This is a genomic window from Pseudalkalibacillus sp. A8 (assembly GCF_045920555.1).
GTDB lineage: Bacteria > Bacillota > Bacilli > Bacillales > Fictibacillaceae > Pseudalkalibacillus.
Window position 1 is genome coordinate 5867072 of the sequence record NZ_CP174509.1, and the last position, 25591, is coordinate 5892662.

Here is a 25591-nt window from a genome sequence, read left to right on the forward strand (position 1 = left end):
ATTTTTTTCACGTTTACATGTAAAGAAAACTTTGGCGAAGCCAAGCCTTTGGTGAAGCCAAACCTTTGGTGAAGGCTGAGCCCTAGTTACACTTATACTGAAGAAAGTATTTTATACTTTCTTCAAGTGCAAAAACCCTTTCAGAGTGAGTGCTTCTTTCTAAAAGGGTATCGACATCAGCGGACTTATTTCACCCAACCGAGCAGCATTTCTCGGATGAATTTGCTTGCGGCGATTGGGGTTTGTTCGGAGTGATCATAAATCGGAGCGACTTCGACAAGATCTGCTCCAATGACATTGGCGTCAGAATTTGCAATCAGCACGATTGCTTCCAAAAGCTCCTTCGAAGTGATGCCTCCCGCTTCAGCTGTTCCTGTACCTGGCGCGTGTGCAGGATCGAGGACATCGATATCGATCGTCACATACACTTTTTGTCCCGAAAGCTTTGGAAGGACTTCTTTCAATGGTTCTACGACATCGAACTTTGCCATATACATGCCTGATTCTTTTGCATATTGAAATTCTTCTTTCATACCGGAGCGGATTCCGAAAGAATAGACGTTTTCCGGTCCGATCAGCTCACACGCTTTTCGGATCGGTGTCGAATGGGATAACGGTTCTCCTTCATATTCTTCACGTAGATCCGCATGGGCATCGATATGGATGACCGCAAAATCTTTGTACCTTTCATGGAACGCTTTAAAAATCGGCCATGAAACGAGATGCTCTCCGCCTAATCCAAGTGGAAACTTCCCAGCATCTAAAATTTTCCCTACATACTCCTCGATCATATCGATACTTCGCTGCGGGTTGCCGAACGGAAGCGGGATATCCCCTGCATCGTAAAAACGCACTTCCTCAAGCTCACGGTCCATATATGGGCTGTACTCTTCCAATCCAAGTGATACTTCACGAATTTTAGCAGGACCGAAACGTGACCCTGGGCGGAAGCTGACAGTCCAATCCATCGGCATCCCGTAAATGACCGCTTCACTATCTTCAAAATCAGGATGGCTTTTTATGAATACATTTCCTGAATAAGCTTCTTCAAATCGCATAACAGCCTCCTATTCCACAAGATCCCGGACGAATTTAGGCAGCGCGAAAGCTGCAGTATGCAGTTCTTTCGTGTAATACTTCGTATCGATGTCGTGGAAACGATCTTCTTCCACTTTCAATGGATCATGTTTTTTCGATCCGATCGTAAACGTCCACAATCCGCTTGGGTACGTTGGTATGTTTGCTATATAAAGGCGGGTCACAGGGAAAATCTCTCTTACATCCCTTTGTACTTGAGAGATGAGATCTGCTTTGAACCAAGGGTTGTCCGTCTGCGCAACGAATACACCGTCTTCTTTCAATGCTTTCGAAATCCCTTCATAAAACCCTTTTTCAAACAATTTCGCAGCTGGACCGACCGGCTCAGTGGAATCGACCATGATCACATCGTACTCGTTTTCACTTTTAGCAATGTGCATGAAGCCATCATCCACCTGGACGTCAACACGCGGGTCTTCCAAGTCCCCAGCAATTTCCGACAAGTATTTTTTCGAATACTCGATGACTTTTCCATCGATCTCGACAAGGACCGCTTTTTCAACTGAAGGGTGCTTCAAGACTTCGCGGATGACACCACCGTCTCCTCCACCAACGACGAGGACATGCTTTGGATTCGGGTGTGTGAAAAGCGGGATATGAGCGACCATTTCGTGATAGACGAACTCATCCTTTTGTGTCGTCATGACCATGCCGTCCAAGACGAGCATGTTGCCGAACTCTTCCGTTTCAATCATATCCAGCCGCTGAAAATCTGTTTGCTCGGTATGTAATGTCTGTTTGATTTTTGCAGTGATGCCGAACTTTTCTGTTTGTTTTTCCGTGTACCATAATTCCATTTCATTCACCTCAATTTTATTATCCTGAAAATCTTATTTGGCATTCTATCATCAGTATTCGACGTGTTTCGAATTTACACCCGGACCATGAAAGATACTCTGTCATCTATTGTCCGTTTCCCTCAGTCGTCCATTTGAAACTTCCAAATTCATAATGTGCAAGAAAAGTATACTCGATTGCCCTATTTTTTCAAGAGAAATTTTATATCCAATTTCAAATAAGGGCTGGAATGACGAAATCTTCAAAGGCTAAAAGCGTCAATATCAACGTTTAGAATCATTGAAACCCTCCCATACTAGTAAAAACAGAAGTTACTAAGAAGCTGAAAAACCGCTCATGTAAGGGGGGAAACGTCATGGAAGTCATAACCGCTGGTCGTTTGTTGAGGACATGGAAAGTAGTATGGCTCTACCTCAGGACTTTCTTAATATTTTCATTGCCGGTCTTATTGGTAGGTCTTATTTTTGTCGTTGTCATCCATGTAATGGGCCCTCCTCCGTTAAAGGTTCCCCAGACGACGATCTTTTATGGCGCAGATGAATCGATCATCGGAGAGCACGAGCCTCTCGGGCAAAATCGGTTTTGGGTAAAACTTGAGGATATATCGCCTTATATGACGAAAGCTACCGTAGCTGTAGAGGACCGTAGATTTTATAATCATCACGGGTTTGATTTGAAACGGATCGGCGCTGCCCTTTTAGCAGATATCCGGGCAGGTTCGAAAGTCCAGGGTGCTAGTACGATCACTCAGCAGTACTCTCGAAATCTATTTCTTGCACCTGATAAAACGTGGGAACGAAAGCTGAAGGAAGCTATATATGCAGCTCGGATCGAGGCGAACTACACAAAAGATGAAATCCTCCAGGGCTATTTGAACACGATTTATTACGGTCATGGTCACTACGGAATCGAGGCTGCCTCTCAGTTTTATTATGGGAAGCCTGCAAAAAAATTGAATCTGGCTGAGGCAAGCATGCTAGCGGGTATCCCGAAAGGTCCGTCCTATTACAGTCCGATCGTCAGTATGGACCATGCAAAAAAACGGCAGAAGATCGTGTTGGATGCTATGGTCGCAACTGGAGCAGCAAGTGCAACAGAAGCAGCTGAAGCATACAATGCACCTCTTAAAATCGTGGGGAAAGCGAATCTGCCTGCTGGAAGAGCTTCTTATTTCCAGGACGAAGTCGAATACCTTTTAAAAAATAAACTTGGACTGGATGCTGAAGAGGTGAAGCTCGGTGGTTACCACGTCTACACGACATTGGACCCGGAACTCCAGGAAAAAGCAGAGCACTGGGTTGAAAAGTCGATTCCGAAAACCTCTAGCATCCAAGTCGGAATGGTTGCACTCGATCCTAGAACTGGAGATGTAAAAGCGATGGTGGGAGGCCGGGACTATCAGGAGAGCGCTTATAACCGTGCAACCCAGGCAAGACGTGCACCTGGCTCGACCTTCAAACCATTCTTATACACTGCGGCATTGGAAAACGGGTTCACACCTTCAACTCTATTGATGAGTGAGCCGACAACCTTTTTCGAAGGAGAAGAGAACCAGTATACACCTGAAAATTTCGGTCATCATTATGCAAACGATGAGATCACGTTAGCGCAGGCAATAGCGGTTTCTGACAACGTTTATGCAGTGAAGACCAATATCTTCATCGGCCCTGAACAGCTTGTCAAAACAGCAAAGGATTTCGGCATAAAAAGTGATCTTTCTGCCATCCCTTCACTCGCACTTGGAACAAAGCCTGTCGGGGTACTGGAAATGACATCAGCCTATAGCGTATTTGCCAACAACGGGGTGAAAAGTGAGCCAAGATTCATCACGAAGGTCGTCGATTATAAAGGAGACATCGTATACGAACAAGAGGTCAAGAAAAAGCGCGTGATCGATCAAGAATATGCCTATGTCATGACCGATTTGATGAAAGGGGTATTCGATGAAAGGTTAAATGACTATACAAGAGTTACTGGTGCTTCCATCAACAGTTTGATCGATCGACCAACCGCAGGAAAAACTGGTTCGACTAATTATGATAACTGGATCATCGGTTATACGCCTCAGCTCGTGACTGGGGTGTGGACCGGTTACGACAAAGGAAAATCCCTTCATCCGTTCAATGATGTGCTTTATTCCAAAAATATTTGGGGTCACTTCATGAAAGATACGATGGCCGATCGTCCTGTCGCCCAATTCACTCAACCTGAAGGCGTTGTTGGAGTAAATGTGAATCCAGAAACGGGCTTGCTGGCGAGTGACAGCTGTCCGGAAAAAAGGCTTTCTTTTTATATCGAAGGCACACAGCCGACGAAACACTGTAAAGGCGATGCCAGTGATAAGGAAAAAGCACCTGTTTCTCCTAAACAGACAGAGGAAAAAGGCTTTTTCAAACGGATTTGGAACTGGATGACAGGTTAAAAAGCGGATCAGTCCGCTTTTTTTCGTTTTAATTTTAGGTGGGCCATAAAGGAGTTCACCGCTCCGGAGATTAAATGGACCACTCTGAGAATAAACGCACCAGCTGATGAAAAAGGGACTGGCTCAAATGAGCCAGTCCCTTTTTCTGTCCTAGTAAATATGTGTGTAAAGATAATGTTTATTTTACTCCATTTCGGGTCCATCGCACAGATGTTTCACATTTTGTTCAAAAACTGTTCAAAGAAATCTCGCCGTTCATCATTCTTTGATCCCTTAAAGAGCGTTTTTCACTTCTTCACTCGCACGCTCCCAAAACTCTTCATTATGTTCGATCAAGAACTTTTTCAACAATGCTTTTGATTTATCATCCATATTGTCCACGACGACTTTTTTCTTAAGTGCCTTATCCATATTGTTCACATGTTCCGGCATACTTTTATAGCCTCGTCTTGCTTCTGCATCAACCTGGAGCTCGCAGGCACCAAGCCCAGCGTAATAAGGGCCGGCACTTGAAGAATCGACCATCACCCAGACGAGCCAGTACAGCTTCGGGTTCGGTGCATCTTCACGGTTTGCTGTGAATTTGATCCGTTTCTCCACTGAACTTCGTGCATGCAACGCGCCCATATCCACGAACACTTCTTCATCTTCTGGATCGACAAAGATCGGGGTAAGATTATTAAGGCTGATCGTTCCGACACCATACCCTCCGTGCCCATCCGTGGAATCTCCACTCAGAATCGTGAATCCTTGCTTTTTCTTCGGCTTTTTTTCATCCTTATTATTGTTGCTGTTATTGTTATTAAAGAGATCTTTCACGTCCAAAACCTCCTATTATCGCATATAAATCCGGATTTGATGTTCTTCAAAACCTTTCGAACATCCTCTTTAACGTATGATTTTATCTTATCATACTATTCAATTCTTATGAATGATTACAGTATCCACTCTTGCATTCTACAACAAAAGCGAATATTATAATGGATGGTTATCATAAATGTTCGTATTTTGGGGGTATTTCTTATGTTCACCAACTTTTTTAAGCTCAAAGAAAACCAAACAAGTGTCAAAACCGAATTAATTGCTGGTTTGACGACATTTTTAACAATGGTCTATATCGTGGTCGTAAACCCAGGTATTTTAAGTGAAGCTGGCGCGCCATTCGATGCTGTTTTCATGGCGACGATCATCGCGACAGTCGTAGGAACACTTTGGATGGGGCTGTTTGCCAATTATCCGATCGCCATTGCTCCGGGAATGGGGTTGAACGCTTATTTTGCATATTCCGTCGTCGGGGGAATGGGGATTTCATATGAAGTCGCATTCGGTGCTGTTTTCGTATCTGGTATTTTATTCGTCATCTTATCGTTGACTCCTTTCCGTAAAAAGCTGATCGAAGCGATTCCATCCAACCTGAAGCATGGCATCACTGCCGGTATCGGATTATTCATCGCTTTCATCGGGTTGAGATTGACTGGCCTTGTCGTATCTCATCCACAAAACCTTGTCGGCCTAGGGGATCTTCACTCGCCACAAGTCCTTTTGACATTGACAGGACTAGCGGTGACATTGATTCTGATGGCATTGAATGTGAATGGTGCGTTGTTCTTAGGGATGGTCATCACCGGAACGATCGCTTATTTCACTGGACAACTTAAATTTGAAAGTGGTGTAGTTGGGTTGCCTTCAATGCCCGATGTCTTCATTTTCGGCAGTCCGATCACTGCATTTACAGATATGTTCACTTACGGTCTTTATGCTGCCGTTTTCTCATTCCTACTCGTTACAATTTTCGATACGACTGGAACAATGATCGGTGTTGCAGAACAAGCTGGACTGATGAAAGGCAACAAAATGCCGCGTGCTCGCCAGGCGCTGCTTGCAGATTCAGTAGCTACTTCTGTTGGGGCGGTTTTCGGAACAAGCCCGACAAGCGCGTACATCGAATCGTCTTCAGGTGTTGCAGCAGGCGGCCGGACAGGGATGACGAATATGGTCGTCGCCTTCATGTTCCTTGTAGCTATGTTCTTTGCGCCACTTGTCGGGGCGATTTCAGGGCTCGCTGCCATCACTTCTCCAACATTGATCATTGTCGGAAGCTTCATGCTATCAAGCCTTTCTAAAATAGATTGGAACACATTCGATGAGGCATTCCCAGCATTCCTGATCATTTTGACGATGCCGCTTACTTCGAGCATTGCCACTGGAATCGCCCTTGGCTTCATCTCTTATCCGCTGTTGAAAATCGTACGTGGAAAATGGCGTGAAGTCCATCCGTTAGTCATGTTGTTCGCTGTCCTATTCTTTATCCAATTGGCTTATGTACCACACTAATACAGTGTGTGAAAGGAATCGCAAAAAGCGGTTCCTTTCTTTTTGCCTATATAGCCAAACCTTGACCGATGATTATTTCCCCCTAAATGCCTAACATCAATACCCTCTTAATAAATACTAAGACTTTGTGCCTCTTTTCATTTATAAAAGTTCATCTGTCATTCATACCCATTTAAAAGACTCCCTTTAATGTAAGTCCTGTAATCAAAATTACTTGATTGGGGATGAGAAAGTGTTCACTTTTGATGGGAAAAAATTCGCTATGGTATTATTCACATTTTCAGTTGTTGCAGCTCTGATGGTGTTGCCGCTCGAACGTGCTGGAGCAGCCATTCATGATCACGTTGAAAATGTAGCTCACCGCGGTGCCGCTGGCTATGCACCTGAAAACACGATGGCCGCTTTTCGAAAAGCGTTTGATATGAAGGCTGATTATGTGGAAATGGATGTCCAGATGAGCAAGGATGGAGAGCTTGTGGTCATTCATGATACCACGGTTGATCGGACAACTGACGGTACAGGTAAAGTAGGTGATCTTACATATGGAGAGCTCCGTTCCCTTGATGCGGGAAGCTGGTTTGCTTCGGAATTCGAAGGTGAGCCGATTCCAACTTTTGAAGATGTATTGGATGCCATGCGAGGTAAAACAAAGCTCTTGATCGAACTGAAAGCCCCATCTCTATATCCTGGAGTTGAGAAAAAGGTAGCTGAAGCGTTGAAAGAGCGGAATATGGATAAACCGAAAAACAATTCTGTCATTGTACAGTCATTCGATTTCAATTCGATGAGAACGTTCCACAATCTTTTACCTGACGTTCCAGTTGGTATCCTTACCTCAAACTATCAGGATCTGACTGATGAATCGCTTAATGAATTCAAAACCTACGCAGATTACATAAATCCGAACAAAAATCAAGTCGATCGTGCACTTGTAGACCGTATCCACGCTCTCGATATGGGCATCATGCCATGGACTGTCCGGGCTAAAGAGGATGTCCAGCCACTGCTTGATGCAGGCGTGGACGGTATCATAAGTGACTACCCGGATTACGTGCCCAGGAATTACGGCAAGCAGTAACCTAAAGATCTATTTTGAATCTTGATGAAATAAGTCGAATGTTGATATATTTAAAAATATGTACACAAATAAGGGAGCTGGCCTATAGGACGTTACTGTTTTGCGATGTTCCCGGCCGCTCCCTTTATTTTCATTCCGAGGGCAAATATTCTTCCAGCTTTAATTTTCGTTTCTGTGCAGTTGGAGGACAGCTTAAGTTGTAATTGAAGATTTTCTTGTTGATTTCCTCTACAGACTTACGGATGTTATATTCACTTGAGTATTGAGCCAATTCCGCTTTCAGTCGTTCAATCTCTTTGTCCATCTGAATCCAAGGCGGAAGAATATTGTTGTCTTTCATCACCTTATTCAATAAACGATCAGGGTTGTACGAATGATCCCCATCAAGCTTGAGAGGTTTCCCTTTACCTTTCAGGTTGTCGAAAGCACCTTCTTGTTCAGCCCGTTTGATGATGTCACCTATGAGATCTGAATACTGGATTTCATCCACTTCCGGCTTCTTCTTACCTTCATTGTCCTTACTCACGTCCATCCCTCCCTGCAAATAGTCGTTGTTTATATGAACAACTCCCTACTTATAGTAATACGGGATAGACCGGAAAAATCCTCATAGCATTTTTGGCAATTACGTGAATTTGTGTGGTTTACAGCTCGTCAAAGCCATTGTCATCTGAGACCTTCGTGTATTGTCTGGATTTTTGTTCAAAAAAGTCACTTTTCCCTTCATTCACTGATTCATAGGCTTTGATCCAGGGCATCGGATTTTTGCGATGTTCAGGATAAGGCCTGTCCGCGCCAAGCTGATTTACGCGTTTGTTGGCGATGAATTTGATATAAGAATCAAGTTCAGATGAAGTGATGCCTGGGAAACGGTCTCCTAAAATGTAATTCCCCCACTTGATTTCCAGGTGGGCTGCTTTTTTGAACGTTTCACTGACAAAATGCTGTGCTTCTCTCTTATCTAAAGAGAATTCATCAATAACCGCATGATAGATTTTTGTGAAAAGATGGACGTGCAGCTGCTCATCACGATTGATGTAATTGATCATCGTAGAGGTAGAAACCATCTTTTGATTCCGGGCCAGGTTGTAGAAGAAGCTGAACCCTGAGTAAAAGTTCAATCCTTCCAGGACGACATCATAGACGATCGACTCCAGAAATGTCTCAGGCGTCGGATTTTTCACAAAAGACTCGTATCCTTCTATGATGAATTCATTCCGCTCCCGTAATACAGCATCATGCTTCCAATACTCGAAGATCTCGTCCTGCTTCCCTTTGTCGACGAGACTTGAAAGCACGTAGGAATACGACTGGTTATGGACCACTTCCTGAAAGGCGAGCACTGTCATCAACGCCGTCAAGCTCGAATCGGTCAGATAACCGGCAACCCGGTTCGCATAATCAGTCTGGATGCTGTCAAGGAACGCGAGCAGTCCGATGATTTTGTTGAATGCTTCCTGTTCCTCTCCAGACAACTCCGTATATTGTTTACGATCACCAGACATGTTGATTTCGAATGGTGTCCAAAAGTTCGAAAGCATCTGCTTATACAGCGGATATGCCCACGTATGGCGGACATCATCCCAGTTCAAGACATTTGAGCTTTGCCCATTCAGAATACCTGTAGAGGCGTTCGGGGCTCCAGGGACATACAATTCCCGTACGTTAAGTGTCGCATCAGCTTTCACAAGAATCACATCCTTCTACATCTTCGTGTGAGGTGGAACGGACATAATAAGTCGTCTTCAACCCTGAATTCCAGGCACTAAGGTGCAAGTCGAGAAGTTCCTTCGCTTTCACCGTATTCCGTACATATAGGTTGAATGAAATCGATTGATCGACATGTCGCTGTCTGGCCGCATTTTGCCGGATACTCCATTTTTGGTCGATATCATAAGCACTTTTATAAAACCACGTTGTTTCAGGTGACAAGTCAGGAGCTGTCACAGGTATTTTCGAGTTTTTCTTCTCTTCGGCATATTGCTTTTTAAAAATCGGATCGATGCTCGCTGTAGAGCCTGCTATGATGCTCGTTGACGCATTCGGTGCAACCGCCAGCAGCCAACCGTTCCGGATCCCTTCGTTTTGGATCTTGTTCCCTAGTTCACGCCACTCTGGACTTTCGTAGCCCCTCTTTTCAAAATAAGCACCTGTATTCCAATCGCTGCCTTCAAAGGCCGGATAAACACCTTTTTCTTTTGCCAGGGCATGACTAGCCTGGATTGTCAGGAAATTGATTTTTTCATAGAGCTGATCTGCAAAGGTGACCGCTTCTTCCGATTCCCAACGGATCCCTTTCTGGGCGAGTAAATGATGCCACCCGAACGTCCCTAGTCCGATCGCCCGGTATTTTTCATTCGTCAGGATCGCTTGCTTCACTTCGATTTTATCTTTATTGAGTTCGATGACGTTATCGAGCATCCGTACTTGAGTCGGAATGACCCGCTCCAACACATCGTCCTTCATGACCTTTGCAAGGGAGAGGCTTGATAAGTTACAGACGACAAAATCACCAGGTGTTTTCGTGATGATGATTTTCCCATCCTCGGTCGTTTCCTCTTCAACCGTAGTCGCAGACTGGTTTTGCGTGATTTCCGTACAAAGGTTGGTACAATAGATGATGCCTCCATGGCGGTTGTTATTAAGTCGATTGACTGTATCCTTGTAAAACATGAACGGGCCGCCTGTTTCAAGCTGGCTGATCATGATCCGTTTCATGATATCGATCGCCGGCACGGTCTCGCGAGATAGGAAGGGATGATTGACGCATTGTTCGTACTTCTTCCGGAAGCTTCCTTCACCTTTGGTTTCATCGTAAAAATCATCCAGCTCGAATCCCATCAACTTTTTTACTTCATGAGGATCGAACAGATGCCATTCTTCACGGTTTTCGACTTTTTCCATGAAAAGGTCAGGGATGACGACCCCTGTGAACAGATCATGTGTTCTCTGCCGCTCGTCCCCGTTGTTCAGCTTCGCATCGAGGAAGGCGAAAATGTCTTTTCCGAATACCGGGTAGTAGACCGCCACAGCACCGTTCCGCTGTCCGAGTTGATCAACATTGACAGCGGTCGTGTTAAGCTGCTTCATCCAGGCGATCACACCTGAAGACGTGTTTTTGTACCCTTTGATGTCAGAACCTTTACTGCGGATCTTACCGAGGTATACACCGATCCCTCCACCTGCCTTACTGAGCATCGCGATGTCCGTATTCGAGTCATAGATTCCCCGCAAGCTGTCATCCACTGTATCGATGAAGCATGAACTGAGCTGCCCATGCGCTTTCCCTGCATTAGCAAGTGTCGGCGTGGCTACTGTCATATAGAGGTTTGATAGCACCCAATAGGCCTCTTTTACAAGGTGAAGACGCTTTTCCTTCGGTTCAGGAATCATCAACGTCATCGCAATGACCATCCATCGCTCTTGAGGCAGCTCGTATAAATGGCGATCATGATCTCGGGCAAGATAGCGGTCTGCCAGCATCCGGATACCGGCATAGGTGAACAGCTCATCCCGCTCGGGCACCAGTTCCGCTTCAAGCTCGTCCACCTCTTCTTTCGTATAATGAGTAAGCAACTCTTTGTCAAAAAGACCTTTTTTGATCAATGATTGAAGCAGATCATGGAAGTTTCGATAACCAGGCGCTTGCTCACGATTTCGAGCGGTTTCATCATAAAGAGAATGAAGATGGATTTGGGCACAGACATACGTCCAATCCGGCTCTTCTTGTGTAATTCTTGCCAAACCTTCTAAAAGCATCAAGTTGATGATCGCTCCCTCATCGGCATTATTATCCGATTGAATCGTTGCTTTCTCGATTAAATCCGATACATCCAGATGAGGAAATTCCTCTTTAAGTTTTTCAGTAAGCTCAATAAGTTGCATCGGAATACGCTTTTTATTTAATTCAGTCGTCATTATGAATTCCTCCAATTCAATTAACTATGAAATCATTAAAAAAACCACCCGGATCTCGAGTGGTTGAAACGCAGACGGTTTGAGATTGGAACGGGTCCGTATGAAAGACCAAGACCGAACTGAATAGACGTCCACGCTTCAACCCTTAACCCCCGAAGAATTGAAACATTCAAGCTCAGGCAGGTCTACTGACTTTTGCTTCTTCCTACTAGGAACCCTTCCCATATAAGCACCTATTGCTAGACTCTCTTATACAGTGGTTTATTCCGTTCGTCCACAATTACAGTTGCGGGGACAGTCCTGGATTCTCACCAGATTCCCTATCAAGTCTCCTAAAGAGACACCTGTCACTCGAATAAATCTATATATTGTATTACTAACCTTACAATCTCACTAAATGTAGTGTTTGTCAATATGTTTTTAGAATAGTTATAAGATGGTGACTTTAATTCTAGAAATTTTTTTGTTGATCCTGGAAGAATGGCTGGTAATCCTAGAAATCTTGCAGCTAATACTAGAATTCTTCATCATATTCCTAGAAAATAGTACAAAAGACCCTATATCTAGCCCGTATCTTCCATACCTAAAGGCACCCAGTGAAGAAAACGTAATCCTTCACAAAAGTGCCTTTGTCGTTTTTAAAGTTATATGTTCAGCTTTAAACTATTGTTTGGCTTTTAAGATCCTCGATATATCGGAATGCTTCTTCTATCTCTTCTTCTGTGTATTTCTGTTTTTGCTTCACGACTTGAATCTTTTCTCCAATCTCCTCATTTGAAAGATGATCGAAATAAAGGATGGTTGAAATAAGTTCAAGCATGCGTGAAGGCTGTTCATTCATAGAAGTTACACAGTCCTTGAGCGGTTCTAGATCCATATCATAATGCTTCAAGAATTGCTCGCCATCAACGGTCAATGTGTAACGGTATTGATAATAGCCTGATACCTTTTCTTTCGTCTCTTCGATAAATCCTAGATTACAAAGTTCTTCGACACGTAGAGTCAGTTCCTCAGAATATGGCCCGTAAAAATGGAATTGATATTTTTCTCCGAAAGGAAAGTTCAACTTTTTTGCGATATAAACCATTTTCTGAAGCTTCTTCCTTCCTACGACCTCCTTGGCGTAATCGAACAATGCAACCAACCGTGCATGATGTTCAAGCACGATGATCCCCTCCTATAATTCTAATATTTCACCGATTTTTCTCTTTAAGTCTTGATCTTCTATTGTCTCTATCAGATCCGATGGATAATACAACTTATGGTCGGTCCGTTTTTTACCCGATATGGCTTCGACAACCGTAGACTCCCTGGACAACTCCCGATATTCCCCGCTCTTCATCAACAAGTGGATCGGCAGGCGTTCTTCTTCCTCACCTGGGCGATAAAAGTCATAAGGCAGGTCTGACGATGAATCGACAATCAAATAGTAATCCGGGTCGATATTCGCTTTGACGAAATAGGTGTAGAGTCGGTGCCAATGCTCCATATGGACGTTTGGATTGAATTCCATGTACTTGAAAAGACGGCGATTCAAAAACCGCTCACAAAGATCACTTAATATCTCATCTTTCTCTTCCTGCCATGCCTGGAAATAAAACTGGATGATCCCTTCGTCAAGCTTGATATAATCATCCAAATCGACATCATCATTAAATAATGAAACGAAATGGACCGGCTCCAACTTAAAGGTATAGCCTTCTTTGTGGAGAGCCTTCGCACGATGGAGAATTTTTGAAAGAATGACTTCCGCACTACGAGTCACTGGATGAAAATATACTTGCCAATACATTTGATATCGGCTCATTATATAGTCCTCTACAGCATGCATCCCGCTATGTTTGATGACGACCTGATCTTCTTTCGGGCGCATGACTCTCAAAATCCTTTCAATATCGAATTGTCCGTAGCTGACCCCTGTAAAATAAGCATCACGAAGCAAGTAATCCATCCGGTCTGCATCAATCTGGCTTGAGATCATACTGACGACGAGCTTATTTTCATAAGTTTTCGCAATGACTTCGGAAACTTTACGTGGAAAGTCATCATCCACCTTTTTTAAGACGCTGTTCACTTCTGTATCACCAAGGATGATCGATTGCGTGAAATTTTCGTGGTCAAGATTGAATACTTTTTCAAAGGAATGTGAATAGGGACCATGCCCGACGTCATGCAATAGTGCAGCTGCTAAACAAAGGATGCGCTCTTCATTGTTCCAATGCGGCCTGCCCTGAAAGATTTCAATGATTCGGCGGACGATTTCATACACCCCTAATGAATGGCTGAACCGGCTGTGTTCTGCACCATGAAAGGTTAAAAACGTCGTTCCGAGCTGCCGGATCCTTCTCAATCTTTGGAATTCCTTTGTTCCGATCAAATCCCAAATAATGCGGTCACGTACGTGAATGTATCTGTGTACAGGATCTTTAAATACTTTTTCTTCGTCTAATTGTTGCAGCATATAGCTCATCGCCTGACTTGATACCCCTTTCTTCTTACACCTGACTGAAGAAGCTGCGTCTATATTGGTCAAATGAAATTCATATTCATGTTGTTTTTGACAATGTTTTAATTATATATTCTTCAAAATGAAATGAAAACCTCTTCGAAAATCGGAAAAGCCAAGTTCCATTACATGACATGGAGTACAGTCATAGTAAAAATTTTTTTGCGGAAAATAAGGTTCCTAGAGTACTAAGTACAAGAGAGAAAATATAAAAATAAAAAATTCAAGCGGCAAATGACGAAATAAAAAAACTGACCGGAGGAAGTAGTCCTCTCAGTCAGCTCTTAGCCGTGATTTTGTAATTTTTAAATATCTAGATCTGGTGTCTTTTGCGGGGCACCGCCATGCTTTTCTTCAGATTTTGCAACTATGACAGCGCAAGATGCGTCGCCTGTAATATTTACAGCGGTTCGGGTCATATCTAACAATCGGTCGACACCAAGCACAAGTCCGATCGCTTCCACCGGGAGCCCTACTTGTTTTAAGACCATCGCAAGCATGATCAACCCTACACCCGGCACACCTGCTGTACCAATACTTGCTAGTACCGCCGTAAGGACAACTGTGATAAGCTGCGTCAAGGAAAGATCAACCGCGTAAACTTGGGCGATGAATACTGTGGCAACCCCCTGCATGATCGCTGTACCGTCCATGTTGATCGTCGCTCCAAGCGGCTGCACGAAGCTGCTGATCTGTTTCGGTACATTCAAGTTTTCCTGTGCAGTCTTCATCGATACAGGAAGCGTACCGCTACTGCTGGATGTACTGAAGGCAACAGACATCGCTGGTGCGAAGCTTTTGAAAAATTTGAGCGGATTCATCTTTCCTAATGTTGAAACGGCTGTTCCGTAGGTGATAATAGCATGCAAGAGCAATGCAAGCAGTACTGTTCCGAAATATAAGCCCATTGCTTGCAGTGCATCTAAGCCGAAGCTTCCGACTGCAGACGCGATCAATGCGAATGCACCATAAGGAGCAAGGATCATAACAATATTGACAAGATACATCAAAATATCATTACCTTCTTCAAGTAATCGACGTACACCTTTTGTCTTTTCACCTAACACCGCAACCGCAAAACCTACAAAGATGGCAAAGGCTATGATCTGGAGCATATCCCCTTTCGCCATGGCATCAATCGGGTTTGTCGGAATGATGTTCAATAATGTATCAACGACTGGTGGTGCTTCTTCGGCTTTAAAATTAGCCTGGCCTTGTGTATCGAACCCTCCACCTGCACCCGGCTGGATCAAATACGCTAATCCAAGGCCGATGACAATCGCGACTGTCGTAGTGATCAGGAAGTAACCGATCGTTTTCCCGCCGATACGACCCAGCTTTTTCGGATCCCCAATACCTGCTGCACCAAGTGCAATCGAGAAAAAGACAATTGGTACGACCAGCATTTTAATTAGATTCAAGAAGATCGTTCCGACTGGGCCGAAAACAAATTTATCTAGTGTTTCAAATAAATCGGCTGCAAATAAATTAAGTACGATTCCGACGATAATACCTAAAATCAGACCGATTATGATTTGGACGCTTAACTTCATATTTTCTCCTCCTATCTAATGTGATGCGCTATTGGCTATTTTCTTATGCTTAAAGAATGTTGTCAAATGGTAATATAAAACATCTCGCATGTTTATGCAAAGTCTTTCTTGTTAGAACATTGATATGTAAGCGTTTGTAATATTATTCCTTTCTAGGAAAAAGCAAAAACCTCTCTGTCCACCCCCCTTTTTATTTATGTATAAAATCTCCAGTCCACATACATTTCAATCCTCTATTCCCTTTTCTGACATAAGTTAACCATAGAAATTTCGACAAAAAAGTATTCGTAAGCGAAACGAATTTTACAGGACATGCTATAATAGAACGGTTGAGGTTATTAAAGGAGCTTTAGTAATGGAAGAAATGATAAAAAGTATATTGGCGCAGCCGGAATGGCGTATTATAGACCAAACGACATTGGGAGAATCATTCCACGCACTCCAATCATTTGCCATGGACGACACACTATGCAGTTCAATCGGCAGTGAGGACTCCCCTCCTACCGTCCGTGCATGGGTACATCCGAAAACCATCGTATTAGGTATCCAGGACAGCCGATTGCCGAACCTTACCGAGGGCGTCCAATACCTTAAAGAACAAGGATATGAAGTCATCGTCCGAAATTCAGGCGGCTTAGCAGTCGTACTCGATGATGGAGTACTGAACCTTTCGCTTGTGCTTTCTGAAAAAGAGCAAAAGATCGATATCGACTTAGGATATGAGGCCATGGTCTACCTTACCGAGGAACTGCTGAAGCCTTATGGACTAGCTTTCGAAAGAAAAGAAATCAGCACGTCTTACTGTCCAGGAAAGTATGATTTGAGTATTGACGGGAAGAAGTTTGCAGGTATATCACAACGCCGTTTGCGCGGCGGCATTGCAGTCCAGATCTATTTGTGTGTAAATGGTTCGGGCTCAGAGCGTGCAGAGTTGATCCGACAATTTTACGAACGGGCAAAGGATGGGCAGGAGACGAAATTCACCTACCCTTCTGTCGATCCGAATGTAATGGCCTCTTTATCAGAGCTGGCAGATACTCCAATCAAAGTTTCTGATCTCATGAAAGGCTTATTACTTTTCTTAAAGGAGCAAAACTCGGATCTGCTCTCCTCCCACCTATCCATATCGGAGATCAATCAATATGATTTTTATTTGAAACGTGTGGTTGAACGAAACAAAAAAGCACTGGATCGTTGACGGGCTTTGCTCCAACAACGCAGGATAAATAAATGAGAAGTTGGGGCGTCCCATAAGTGTCTGACACTTTATATTGGGATAGCCCCGTTTTTTATTAAAAGAGAATAGATTCGGAAAAGAGTTTGTTAAATATCACCCAATACCAGGAATTTTCTAAAGAATGGAGAATGATTCCGAAATTGCCGAACCTCATTGGGATTATTGGGCTGTCACTACTGGAAAAAATGAAAATGAGGGGAATGAAGGAGGTATTGGAAAGGGACCGAACGATTTTCCCCACGGAACTCGTATTCAAATTGAAGTAGATTCGATTGAAGAAGCTATTTCTAAAGCTAAAAACAATGGTGCGATGGTAGTAAGAGATAAAATGGAGCTTGAGGATTTTTATCTTGCATACCTGGTAGACCCTGTCGGGCTTGGGCTGGGTCTTATTCAAAAAAATAAACGATAGTCGACAGGAATTAAATTGGAAACGGGTGTTTATTACATAAAAGGGGCAGATCCAAAAAGAGTCAGCCCCTTTAAACGTTTATAATGATGTAGATTGTGGTTATTTGCCTATCACTATCAAACGAGTCAGAACGATGATTACCGTGCTTGCATGGCTGTAATCAAGGATAATTTATAAACATCCTCACTGTTACACCCTCTTGAGAGGTCGTTCACAGGTTTATTCAAACCTTGAAGAACAGGACCGATCGCTTCATAGCCGCCTAAGCGCTGCACCATTTTATACCCGATGTTTCCAGATTCCAACCCAGGAAAGACGAATACATTCGCTCTTCCTTCAAGCGGTGAATCAGGTGCCTTCTTAGCGGCTACTTCCGGGACGAACGCAGCATCGAATTGAAGTTCACCATCTACAGGGAAATCAGTGCCGACTTCATCCAAAATTGCAACTGCATCGATCACTTTCTGGGTCTCAGCTGATTTCGCTGAACCTTTTGTAGAGAAGCTGAGCATCGCAACTCTTGGATTGAGGCCGAAAACACGCGCAGTTTCTGCACTTGTTACTGCGATTTCCGCTAAATCCGTTGCCTTGGGATCGATATTGATCGCACAATCGGCAAAAATGTAGCGTTCATCTTGTTTAACCATTAAGAATGCGCCTGAAGTACGTTTGATGCCTTCTTTCGTCTTGATGATCTGAAGGGCAGGACGTACAGTATCAGCAGTAGAATGGGCCGCACCGCTTACGAGCCCTGCAGCTTTATCCATATAGACGAGCATGGTCCCGAAATAATTGACGTCCTGTAAAATTTCTCTCGCTTCAGGTTCATTGACTTTCCCTTTACGGCGTTCCACGAACAGTTTCACCATTTCCTCAAAACCTTCATAGGTATCAGGAGAAAGGATATCGACAAGATCGAGGTCAAGACCTTTCCTTTCCAGCGTAGTCCTGATGATAGCCTGGTCTCCGATCAGAATTGGTCTCAAAATCTTCACTTCAGCCAAACGGACAGCCGCATCAATGATCCGAGTATCCTCTCCTTCCGGAAAAACGATTGAAGGATATATCGCTCTAAGCTTCTGCTCCATCGCCGTAAACATATTGCTCATGTTAACTCCTCCTCTTTTATAGGAACTGCATACGTTTATTTCAAGGTTTTTTGATCACTTTAAATGACTCTATCTTTTTCATTTCCTACAATACTCTTTTTTATCCCTGTACGAAACCAAAAACCTTCATGTAATCGCTTTACTGAAGAAGTTTTTCATTTCACAATTCTCTTAACCTTTCGATTGATTTTTGAAACACATATGGAAATATACGGAGACTGTCTAACCCGATGAAATAGGAAAGCTATGACTTTTTTGTTAAAGTCAGTCCACTCTTTTTTGGTTTGAAGGGATTTGTGATATGATGGAAACGGAAAAAATACTGTTCTTCAATGAGATAAAGGAGTGTCTACTATGAACGAAGCGGCTAAAACCCTGGATGGCTGGTATTGCTTACATGATTTTCGTACGATGAATTGGGCAGCTTGGAAGTCCATCTCAAGTGACGAACGTGAGCATGCGATCCAAGAACTACTTACTTTTCTTGAAAAATGGGAAGTGACAGAAGCACAACAAAGAGGAAGCCACGCCTTTTACTCCATCGTTGGACAAAAAGCGGACTTCATGATGATGCTTCTCCGTCCGACCATGCAAGAGCTTAATGAAATTGAAACAGCATTCAACAAAACGACATTTGCAGAATATACGGTTCCGGTATACTCGTATGTTTCAGTCGTAGAGTTGAGTAACTATATGGCTTCTAAAGATGTGGACCCTGAAACCGATCCAATGATTCAAGGACGTTTGAAGCCTACTCTTCCTAAGTGGGAACATATTTGCTTCTATCCTATGGACAAGCGTCGAGAAGGCAATGACAACTGGTATATGCTTTCCATGGATGAGCGTCGCGATATGATGCGCAGCCACGGTATGATTGGACGGGGTTATGCTGGGAAAGTGAAACAAATCATCACCGGTTCGGTTGGTTTCGACGATTGGGAGTGGGGTGTAACTTTATTCGCCAACGACGTCCTTCAGTTCAAAAAGCTCGTTTATGAAATGCGTTTTGATGAAGTAAGTGCACGTTTTGGTGAATTCGGATCATTCTACGTAGGAAACATCCTACCGAACGAAAAAGTCAGCTCATTCTTAGCTGTATAATAAAGAAAACTTGGCGAGGCCAACCCTTGTGAAGGTCAAGCCTTAGTTGCCCTTATATTGAAGAAAGTATTTTATACTTTCTTTAAATGTTAAAAAATCTCAAGGAACAGCCCTTCTATGAAAGGGCTGTTTTTTTAATCTTAATTAATACTGTATGCGCATTTTCACTCAATCGAAGAAACCAGTTGAGCATGAAAAAACAGATTGAATTGCTTTATGAACATTTCATACGGACAGTTTAGCACTAAAAAACGGTTGGAGTTGCTCTATGAACACTTCATACGGACAGTTTAGCACTAAAAAACGATTGGGTTGCTCTATGGACACTTCATATGGACAGTTGAGGCTTTTTGAAAAGGGCAAATTTTCTCCCTGTCCATCAACATTTTCTGTCTTATCTATCATACCTATAGTAAGTGAAAGCCTACTTTTGGAGGTGGCATCATGGGAGTAGTGAAGGCAACTCAAAAAGATATCGAGACGCTTGCCAGATTGATGAGGGCTGAGGCAGAAGGCGAAGGGAAGCAAGGGATGCTCATGGTCGGAAATGTCGGAGTCAATCGGGTAAAGGTCCGCTGTCTGGACTTTAAAGACATTAATTCAATTCAAAGAATGGTCTTCCAATCTCCGGGTGGATTCGAAGCGACTCAGAAAGGCTATTTTTATCAGGGAGCCAGGCAGAGCGAAATCAAATTGGCGAAAAAAGTGATTGCAGGGCAACGTTTCCACCCTGCGGAATTCTCTTTATGGTTCTTCAAACCCCCAGGAGCTTGTCCTGGGCAGTGGTTCAACCAGTGGAATGCAGGGCGATTCAAATCACATTGTTTCTATAAGCCTACTGAAGCAGACTGTGCTGGAGTCTATTCTACGTTTTAGTAGTCATAACTTATCCGAGCGTCGAGTATACCTGTTTAATAGGGAGTATCATTGAAGATGGGGAGGTTTGTTATGAACTATCCGAATTATCGTCAGAACCAAAACAACATGCAGGGGATGCCAGGAAATCAAGGGATGCCAGGCATGCCGGGAAATCAAGGTATGCAAGGTATGCCTGGCCAATTCCCTTCCGGATTTCCTGGTGCAGCACAAATGAATGGCCAACTCCCGGTTGAACAGTCGTATATTGAAAATATCCTTCGATTGAACCGGGGTAAAGTCGGAACATTTTATATGACATTCGATGGCAATCCGAAATGGCCTGCAAAGATTTTCAAAGGCGTTATAGAAGCTGCCGGGCGTGATCACATCATCATCAGTGATCCTGAGACAGGGAAACGTTATTTATTGTTGATGGTTTACCTGGACTATGTCACGTTTGATGAAGAAATCGAGTACAGTTATCCGTTCAATCAGGCTGCAGCGGGACAAATGGCGACTTACTCTCCAAGGTAGGTTAAAAAGGGCGTATCCACACCTGGATTTGTGTGGAAGCGCCCTTTTTTCATTTAATGAAAGTCTATTATCTCGACAACACAGGAATTATCTCGACAACTACGAAATTACCCCGAAACTCAAAAAGTGGCCCAAAAAATTCGAGCCACCCTGCTTTCTAAACTTTCAATATTACAATGATGATCAGGACCCAGCTGATGATGAAAGCTAGTCCGCCAAATGGCGTTATGATCCCTAACTTCGAAATCCCGCTTACACTCAATACATAAAGGCTGCCGGAGAATAAGATGATCCCTATGAGCATGATCCATCCTGCAGTCCCGATCATTGAGGAATTCGGAAATTTATCAGCTAAAAATGCGACGACAAAAAGTCCGAGTGAGTGAAAAATATGATATTGAACCCCTGTTTTATACACATCCATCATCTTGGCAGATAACTTCGATTCAAGACCATGAGCTCCGAAAGCTCCCAGGACAACTGAAAGTCCCGCATTTAATGCACCTAGAAGAATAAATAATTTGAACATGATCCTACTCCTTTTGGAATCGTAGATTATCGATATACTGCTTCCTCAAGTGTAATGAAAATTTGTACACTTGCCAACAGAGGTCTAAAAATTGTCATCTTTTATTTTCTTAAGAATAGCCCGTCCCTCTTTCGTTTTTCCTAATAAGTCCTTTAAACTTGGCAGATTATCGGTATCATAATTCTGAACCGCTTCTATGATCCGGAGTTTAACCTCTTGTTCAATATCTTCTTGATACTGTTTTTCCATCGAAACAATCGTCTGTTTGATTTTCGGTTCAAGACGCTCCAGTATATGTTGTATTGATGATTCGTCATTGTTTTTCTTTGCCTTTTGAACGCTTCCGTATAAATCCATGTTTTTCATTCCTCTCTTCCAAATACTCACCAATTTCATTAATAGAGTTCTCTAAATTGACGAGTCTTTTTTCAAATTGAAACAGGAGATAAAGTGCTACCACCGTTGGAAAGCCTATATTTGAAACCAGATTAAACCAGCCTACGACGTTCGTACCTTCAAGCATATTTTTCACCCTCCATCCATTTTTTCAGATGATCAAGAGCGCGCCTATGGGTCTTCGATATGGATTGCGGACTTACTTTCAAAGAATCTGCAATCTCCCTCAACTTCCAATCTTTCTGGTAATGAAGATGGATGACTTTCCTTTGATGAACCGTCAGCCTCATAATCGCTCGGGCCAATACAGGACACTCGAACTCAGTCTGGATAAACCCTTTCAATGTGTCATCCTCTGTAAAATACCTCTCCTCATGCTCTTCAGATATGTTACGAAACTGGGTTTTCCGAAGCCTGCGTATATAATTAATCGATTGGTAATAAATGAATTTGGACATGTAGTGGATGAATCGACATTCGAAACAAAATTGTTGGAAGCGATGATTTAATTCCCGATATTGATCGGCCGATGGTGACATGATGAATTGCAGCATTTCACTCCGATTGTCTTGATCGTTTATAAATGCTGATAAGAGATCTCTTTGTCTCTCTATCTGGCGTAAAAAACGCTGTGCATCTCTCATTTTGCATCCCTCCCTTTATAAGTAAAGCAAAATAAACTCGTAAAAAAACAAACAAAATACGAACATTTGTTCCTATTTTTAGTATAAAAAAGAGAACACCCTTTGACCATGAGGCTTTTCGGGTGTTCTATGTTCATGTCTATCGTCCCATTTAACGAACCTCCTCTATCGTTATGTTAATACTTATCTTTCTTGTGCTTCAGTGGTCTTTGGTTTACGGATGAAAAACGACAATACTAAAAGAATGGCTAAAAAAGACAATCGGCAGTTTGAAGCCAGCATTAGAGCCATACGCTTCCGAAACAAGACCTACAATCCAACCAGCAAATGCACCACCAATACCTGCAGCCACATAGACCAAGCCAAGCGCAGAACCGCCTGTGCGGCTTAATTTCGTCCCGATTGCTGTGGCCGTTGGGAACAGCACTGAGAAGAACAGTCCCGCTACACCAAATAAGTAAACCCAATTATCAACGAATACTTTACTGATTGTTACGAATATCAGGCCTAACGCCGAGAACGACATCAGAAGCATCTTTTCTCCAAATTTTTTGATCAACCAACCACCCGCAAGACGTCCCACTGTAAAACAAAGTGAGAAAACAGATATGATGGTTGCTACCATGCTGTTCTTTGCAGCTTCAGATGCACCGCCCAGGCTGAGGTCTTTTAAATAAGTAGGGAAAAAGTTCAAAAAGGACACTTCTGCTGATACATAGAAAATTAAAAATACCATGACGAGAATGAACTGATAGTGGCCAAGCATTTCTTTAAAGGAAGAAAGGTCGACTTTATCTACTTCTCCTTCAGGTAAATTGACACTGAACACATAAATGATCAAAGCATTCAATAAAACAGCGATTCCGATGTAAAAATAACGCCATGAGATATCATTTGAAAACATCGCCTTCAATACGATCCGAAACAAAAACATCCCAAAGCCGTAAATGCCCATCGCAATATTCAACATCGTTCCTTGTTTTTCAGGATAGACGGCAGGAACAATTGCATTGGAAGCTACCGTCATCGCTCCAAGACCGAACCCTAAGACAAGATAAAATCCGAAAAAAAAGCTATCGTCTGGGCAACGCCAGTACCGAGTAGACCGGTCTCCATGATGATACTTCCGATGCTTCTCATATTTGTTTCCCCCACCCACCATACTTTACACTTCATTTCATCCATTGGATAATGGCAGTAAAGAAACTTGCATATACATGTGATTCTAATCAAGGAGGTCCTGTTCGGTGAAACAAAAATGGTGGAAAGAAGCAGTCGTCTATAAAGTGTACTGGAGAAGTTTCTATGATACAGACGGGGACGGATACGGAGATATAAACGGTGTCATACAGAAATTGGACTATATCAAAAAGCTTGGTGTGGATGTCATCTGGTTGAATCCTGTCTATAAGTCTCCCGATAAAGATAATGGGTACGACATTTCAGATTATCGAGCCATCATGGATAAGGCGGGGACGATGGAAGATTGGGAGAGGCTTTTAGAAGAAGTCCATAATCGGGATATGAAACTTATCATGGACCTTGTCGTAAACCATACATCTGATCAACATAATTGGTTTCAAGAGTCCCGTTCATCTGAAGATAACCGTAAAAGAGACTGGTATATCTGGAGAGATCCCAAACCAGATGGTGGCCCTCCGAACAATTGGCGCTCCTATTTCACACCATCCACATGGGAATATGATGAAAAAACAGGACAGTATTACTTCCATTCCTTTGCCATTGAGCAGCCTGATCTAAATTGGCGGAATCCAGAAGTGAGGGAAGCGATCTTCGATATGATGAAGTTTTGGCTTGATAAGGGAATCGATGGCTTCAGAATGGATGTCATCAACCTCCTTGCGAAAATTGAAGGTTTTCCTGATGCTGAGAAGCCAGAAAAAATAAATTATCTGGGAAATAATCCGGGTATCCACCAATATTTACAGGAAATGAATGAGAAGGTACTCCGTCATTACGATATTATGACTGTCGGGGAAATCCCATTTGTCACCCCTGAAGACGGCTTAAAATACGTAGGGGAAGACCGAGGTGAACTTGATACCCTCTTTCATTTCCAGGTGGCTGACGATATGCCGGAATGGGATATGGTCCAATTCAAGGATATACAGAAGAAATGGTTTGAAGGCATTTTTGGCAAAGGCTGGAACTCTCAATTCCTGAACAATCATGACCATACCAGAAAGGTGACAAGGTACGGAAATGATAAAGCTTATCGGGAAGAATCAGCCAAACTGCTTGCCACGATGGTACATACACTCCCTGGGACACCTTATATTTTTCAAGGTGAAGAAATCGGCATGACCGGTGTGGATTTTGATTCAATTAAAGATTATCAAGACATCGCCATGAAAAATAAATATAGAGAAGAAGTCGATAAAGGAAGAGATCCAGAAGAGGTGCTTGAAGAGCTGAAGCCATTAAGCCGTGATAATTCAAGAACACCTGTCCAATGGGACGCTTCTGAAAATGCTGGCTTTACAGACGGAGAGCCGTGGATTGCAGTCAATCCGAATTATAAAGAAATCAATGTAGAAAAGGCATTAGACGAGCCTCATTCAATTTATTACTACTACCAAAAGTTGATTGCACTTCGAAAAGAAAATGATGTTATGATCTACGGTGATTATGAGGATTTGTCCGAAGGTGATGAACGGCTTTATATGTATACAAGGAACTTGGAGGAACACTCCTGGCTGATTGTCCTGAACCATTCGGATGAAAATCAAGAACTGACTTTACCAAATGAAAGCATTAATGCTGAATTAAAGATTTCAAACTACGAAGACGTTCCGGAAAAGGCATCCAACCTGCAGACCACTTTACGTCCGCATGAAGCAAGGATCTATTCTTATATCAAATAGGTTATAAAAAAATAACAACTTCAATAAGGGAGCGACTCACTAACAATGCTCATTCTTCCGCACTCTAATAAATCAGCAATAACAATGCTGATCACAGGTTTTTTGCGGGTAGGATGCATTGAAGGAGTACTCCCTTTTTCCTTATGAACGATGTTCAAAAGCCACAAATGAGTTCGCTT

The 25591-nt window shown here is 42.9% G+C and carries 24 protein-coding genes and 1 riboswitch; of the genes, 9 read left to right on the forward strand and 15 right to left on the reverse strand.

Annotated features, from left to right (window positions below):
- Positions 1 to 185: 185 nt before the first annotated feature.
- Together speB and speE are read right to left on the reverse strand one after the other, a co-directional pair.
- Complete coding sequence (gene speB, locus ACJROX_RS29250; RefSeq protein ID WP_408008674.1) at positions 186 to 1058, reverse strand: agmatinase; 873 nt, start codon at positions 1056 to 1058, stop codon at positions 186 to 188.
- Positions 1059 to 1067: 9 nt separating this feature from the next.
- Positions 1068 to 1895 (reverse strand): polyamine aminopropyltransferase, encoded by an 828-nt coding sequence (speE, locus tag ACJROX_RS29255; RefSeq protein ID WP_408008675.1) that lies wholly within the window; start codon positions 1893 to 1895, stop codon positions 1068 to 1070.
- Between the two features lie 356 nt (positions 1896 to 2251).
- On the opposite strand from speE, the gene ACJROX_RS29260 reads away from it, so the two are divergent.
- Positions 2252 to 4318 (forward strand): transglycosylase domain-containing protein, encoded by a 2067-nt coding sequence (locus ACJROX_RS29260; protein WP_408008676.1) that lies wholly within the window; start codon positions 2252 to 2254, stop codon positions 4316 to 4318.
- A 273-nt stretch (positions 4319 to 4591) separates the two neighbouring features.
- Here ACJROX_RS29260 and ACJROX_RS29265 read toward each other — a convergent pair whose 3' ends face one another.
- Positions 4592 to 5137 (reverse strand): YwhD family protein, encoded by a 546-nt coding sequence (locus ACJROX_RS29265; protein WP_408008677.1) that lies wholly within the window; start codon positions 5135 to 5137, stop codon positions 4592 to 4594.
- Between the two features lie 204 nt (positions 5138 to 5341).
- On the opposite strand from ACJROX_RS29265, the gene ACJROX_RS29270 reads away from it, so the two are divergent.
- Both ACJROX_RS29270 and ACJROX_RS29275 read left to right on the forward strand, forming a co-directional pair.
- The gene (locus tag ACJROX_RS29270) at positions 5342 to 6652 is read left to right on the forward strand and encodes an NCS2 family permease (RefSeq protein WP_408008678.1); all 1311 of its coding nucleotides are present in this window, start codon (positions 5342 to 5344) and stop codon (positions 6650 to 6652) included.
- A 262-nt stretch (positions 6653 to 6914) separates the two neighbouring features.
- Positions 6915 to 7730, forward strand: coding sequence for a glycerophosphodiester phosphodiesterase (locus tag ACJROX_RS29275; protein WP_408008679.1), 816 nt, complete (start codon positions 6915 to 6917; stop codon positions 7728 to 7730).
- A gap of 130 nt (positions 7731 to 7860) precedes the next feature.
- Here ACJROX_RS29275 and ACJROX_RS29280 read toward each other — a convergent pair whose 3' ends face one another.
- The 6 genes from ACJROX_RS29280 to ACJROX_RS29305 form a co-directional block, all read right to left on the reverse strand.
- Positions 7861 to 8256: a DUF1992 domain-containing protein gene (locus tag ACJROX_RS29280; RefSeq protein WP_408008680.1), complete on the reverse strand. Its 396-nt coding sequence runs from the start codon at positions 8254 to 8256 to the stop codon at positions 7861 to 7863.
- 118 nt (positions 8257 to 8374) lie between these two features.
- A complete protein-coding gene (locus tag ACJROX_RS29285; RefSeq protein ID WP_408008681.1) occupies positions 8375 to 9418 on the reverse strand; it encodes a ribonucleotide-diphosphate reductase subunit beta in 1044 nt (347 codons plus the stop codon).
- Positions 9408 to 11648 carry a ribonucleoside-diphosphate reductase subunit alpha gene (locus ACJROX_RS29290; RefSeq protein WP_408008682.1) on the reverse strand — a complete coding sequence of 747 codons (2241 nt, stop codon included), beginning with the start codon at positions 11646 to 11648 and terminating at the stop codon, positions 9408 to 9410. Before ACJROX_RS29290 ends, ACJROX_RS29285 begins: the two co-directional genes overlap by 11 nt.
- A 160-nt stretch (positions 11649 to 11808) precedes the next feature.
- Positions 11809 to 12011, reverse strand: a riboswitch (cobalamin riboswitch).
- 295 nt (positions 12012 to 12306) lie between these two features.
- On the reverse strand, positions 12307 to 12813 hold the full coding sequence (locus ACJROX_RS29295) for a YwgA family protein (protein ID WP_408008683.1): 507 nt from the start codon (positions 12811 to 12813) through the stop codon (positions 12307 to 12309).
- 12 nt (positions 12814 to 12825) lie between these two features.
- A complete protein-coding gene (locus ACJROX_RS29300; protein WP_408008684.1) occupies positions 12826 to 14118 on the reverse strand; it encodes an HD domain-containing protein in 1293 nt (430 codons plus the stop codon).
- 341 nt (positions 14119 to 14459) lie between these two features.
- A complete protein-coding gene (locus tag ACJROX_RS29305; RefSeq protein ID WP_408008685.1) occupies positions 14460 to 15707 on the reverse strand; it encodes a dicarboxylate/amino acid:cation symporter in 1248 nt (415 codons plus the stop codon).
- Between the two features lie 364 nt (positions 15708 to 16071).
- Between ACJROX_RS29305 and ACJROX_RS29310 the strand changes: the two genes are divergently transcribed.
- On the forward strand, positions 16072 to 16905 hold the full coding sequence (locus ACJROX_RS29310) for a biotin/lipoate A/B protein ligase family protein (protein WP_408011830.1): 834 nt from the start codon (positions 16072 to 16074) through the stop codon (positions 16903 to 16905).
- A 160-nt stretch (positions 16906 to 17065) separates the two neighbouring features.
- Complete coding sequence (locus ACJROX_RS29315) at positions 17066 to 17356, forward strand: hypothetical protein (RefSeq protein WP_408008686.1); 291 nt, start codon at positions 17066 to 17068, stop codon at positions 17354 to 17356.
- A 137-nt stretch (positions 17357 to 17493) separates the two neighbouring features.
- Here ACJROX_RS29315 and pta read toward each other — a convergent pair whose 3' ends face one another.
- Positions 17494 to 18465: a phosphate acetyltransferase gene (gene pta / locus ACJROX_RS29320; protein ID WP_408008687.1), complete on the reverse strand. Its 972-nt coding sequence runs from the start codon at positions 18463 to 18465 to the stop codon at positions 17494 to 17496.
- Positions 18466 to 18819: 354 nt separating this feature from the next.
- On the opposite strand from pta, the gene hemQ reads away from it, so the two are divergent.
- The 3 genes from hemQ to gerQ all read left to right on the forward strand — a co-directional run bounded on the left by hemQ (position 18820) and on the right by gerQ (position 20958).
- Complete coding sequence (gene hemQ / locus ACJROX_RS29325; RefSeq protein WP_408008688.1) at positions 18820 to 19566, forward strand: hydrogen peroxide-dependent heme synthase; 747 nt, start codon at positions 18820 to 18822, stop codon at positions 19564 to 19566.
- 444 nt (positions 19567 to 20010) lie between these two features.
- Complete coding sequence (locus tag ACJROX_RS29330) at positions 20011 to 20442, forward strand: cell wall hydrolase (RefSeq protein ID WP_408008689.1); 432 nt, start codon at positions 20011 to 20013, stop codon at positions 20440 to 20442.
- Between the two features lie 72 nt (positions 20443 to 20514).
- On the forward strand, positions 20515 to 20958 hold the full coding sequence (gene gerQ / locus ACJROX_RS29335; protein WP_408008690.1) for a spore coat protein GerQ: 444 nt from the start codon (positions 20515 to 20517) through the stop codon (positions 20956 to 20958).
- Positions 20959 to 21115: 157 nt separating this feature from the next.
- Here the strand turns inward: gerQ and ACJROX_RS29340 are convergent, their stop codons facing one another.
- The 5 genes from ACJROX_RS29340 to ACJROX_RS29360 form a co-directional block, all read right to left on the reverse strand.
- Complete coding sequence (locus ACJROX_RS29340) at positions 21116 to 21487, reverse strand: DUF423 domain-containing protein (RefSeq protein ID WP_408008691.1); 372 nt, start codon at positions 21485 to 21487, stop codon at positions 21116 to 21118.
- Between the two features lie 84 nt (positions 21488 to 21571).
- Positions 21572 to 21844: a helix-turn-helix domain-containing protein gene (locus tag ACJROX_RS29345; RefSeq protein ID WP_408008692.1), complete on the reverse strand. Its 273-nt coding sequence runs from the start codon at positions 21842 to 21844 to the stop codon at positions 21572 to 21574.
- Positions 21801 to 22010 carry a YvrJ family protein gene (locus ACJROX_RS29350; RefSeq protein ID WP_408008693.1) on the reverse strand — a complete coding sequence of 70 codons (210 nt, stop codon included), beginning with the start codon at positions 22008 to 22010 and terminating at the stop codon, positions 21801 to 21803. Before ACJROX_RS29350 ends, ACJROX_RS29345 begins: the two co-directional genes overlap by 44 nt.
- A complete protein-coding gene (locus ACJROX_RS29355; RefSeq protein ID WP_408008694.1) occupies positions 22003 to 22527 on the reverse strand; it encodes a sigma-70 family RNA polymerase sigma factor in 525 nt (174 codons plus the stop codon). The genes ACJROX_RS29350 and ACJROX_RS29355 overlap by 8 nt, the downstream gene beginning before the upstream one ends.
- Positions 22528 to 22741: 214 nt before the next feature.
- Positions 22742 to 23689, reverse strand: coding sequence for an MFS transporter (locus ACJROX_RS29360; protein WP_408008695.1), 948 nt, complete (start codon positions 23687 to 23689; stop codon positions 22742 to 22744).
- A gap of 85 nt (positions 23690 to 23774) precedes the next feature.
- Here ACJROX_RS29360 and ACJROX_RS29365 point away from each other — a divergent pair, with 85 nt between their 5' ends.
- Positions 23775 to 25412, forward strand: a complete 1638-nt coding sequence (locus tag ACJROX_RS29365) for a glycoside hydrolase family 13 protein (RefSeq protein ID WP_408008696.1) — start codon at positions 23775 to 23777, stop codon at positions 25410 to 25412.
- The last annotated feature ends 179 nt before the right edge of the window (positions 25413 to 25591 follow it).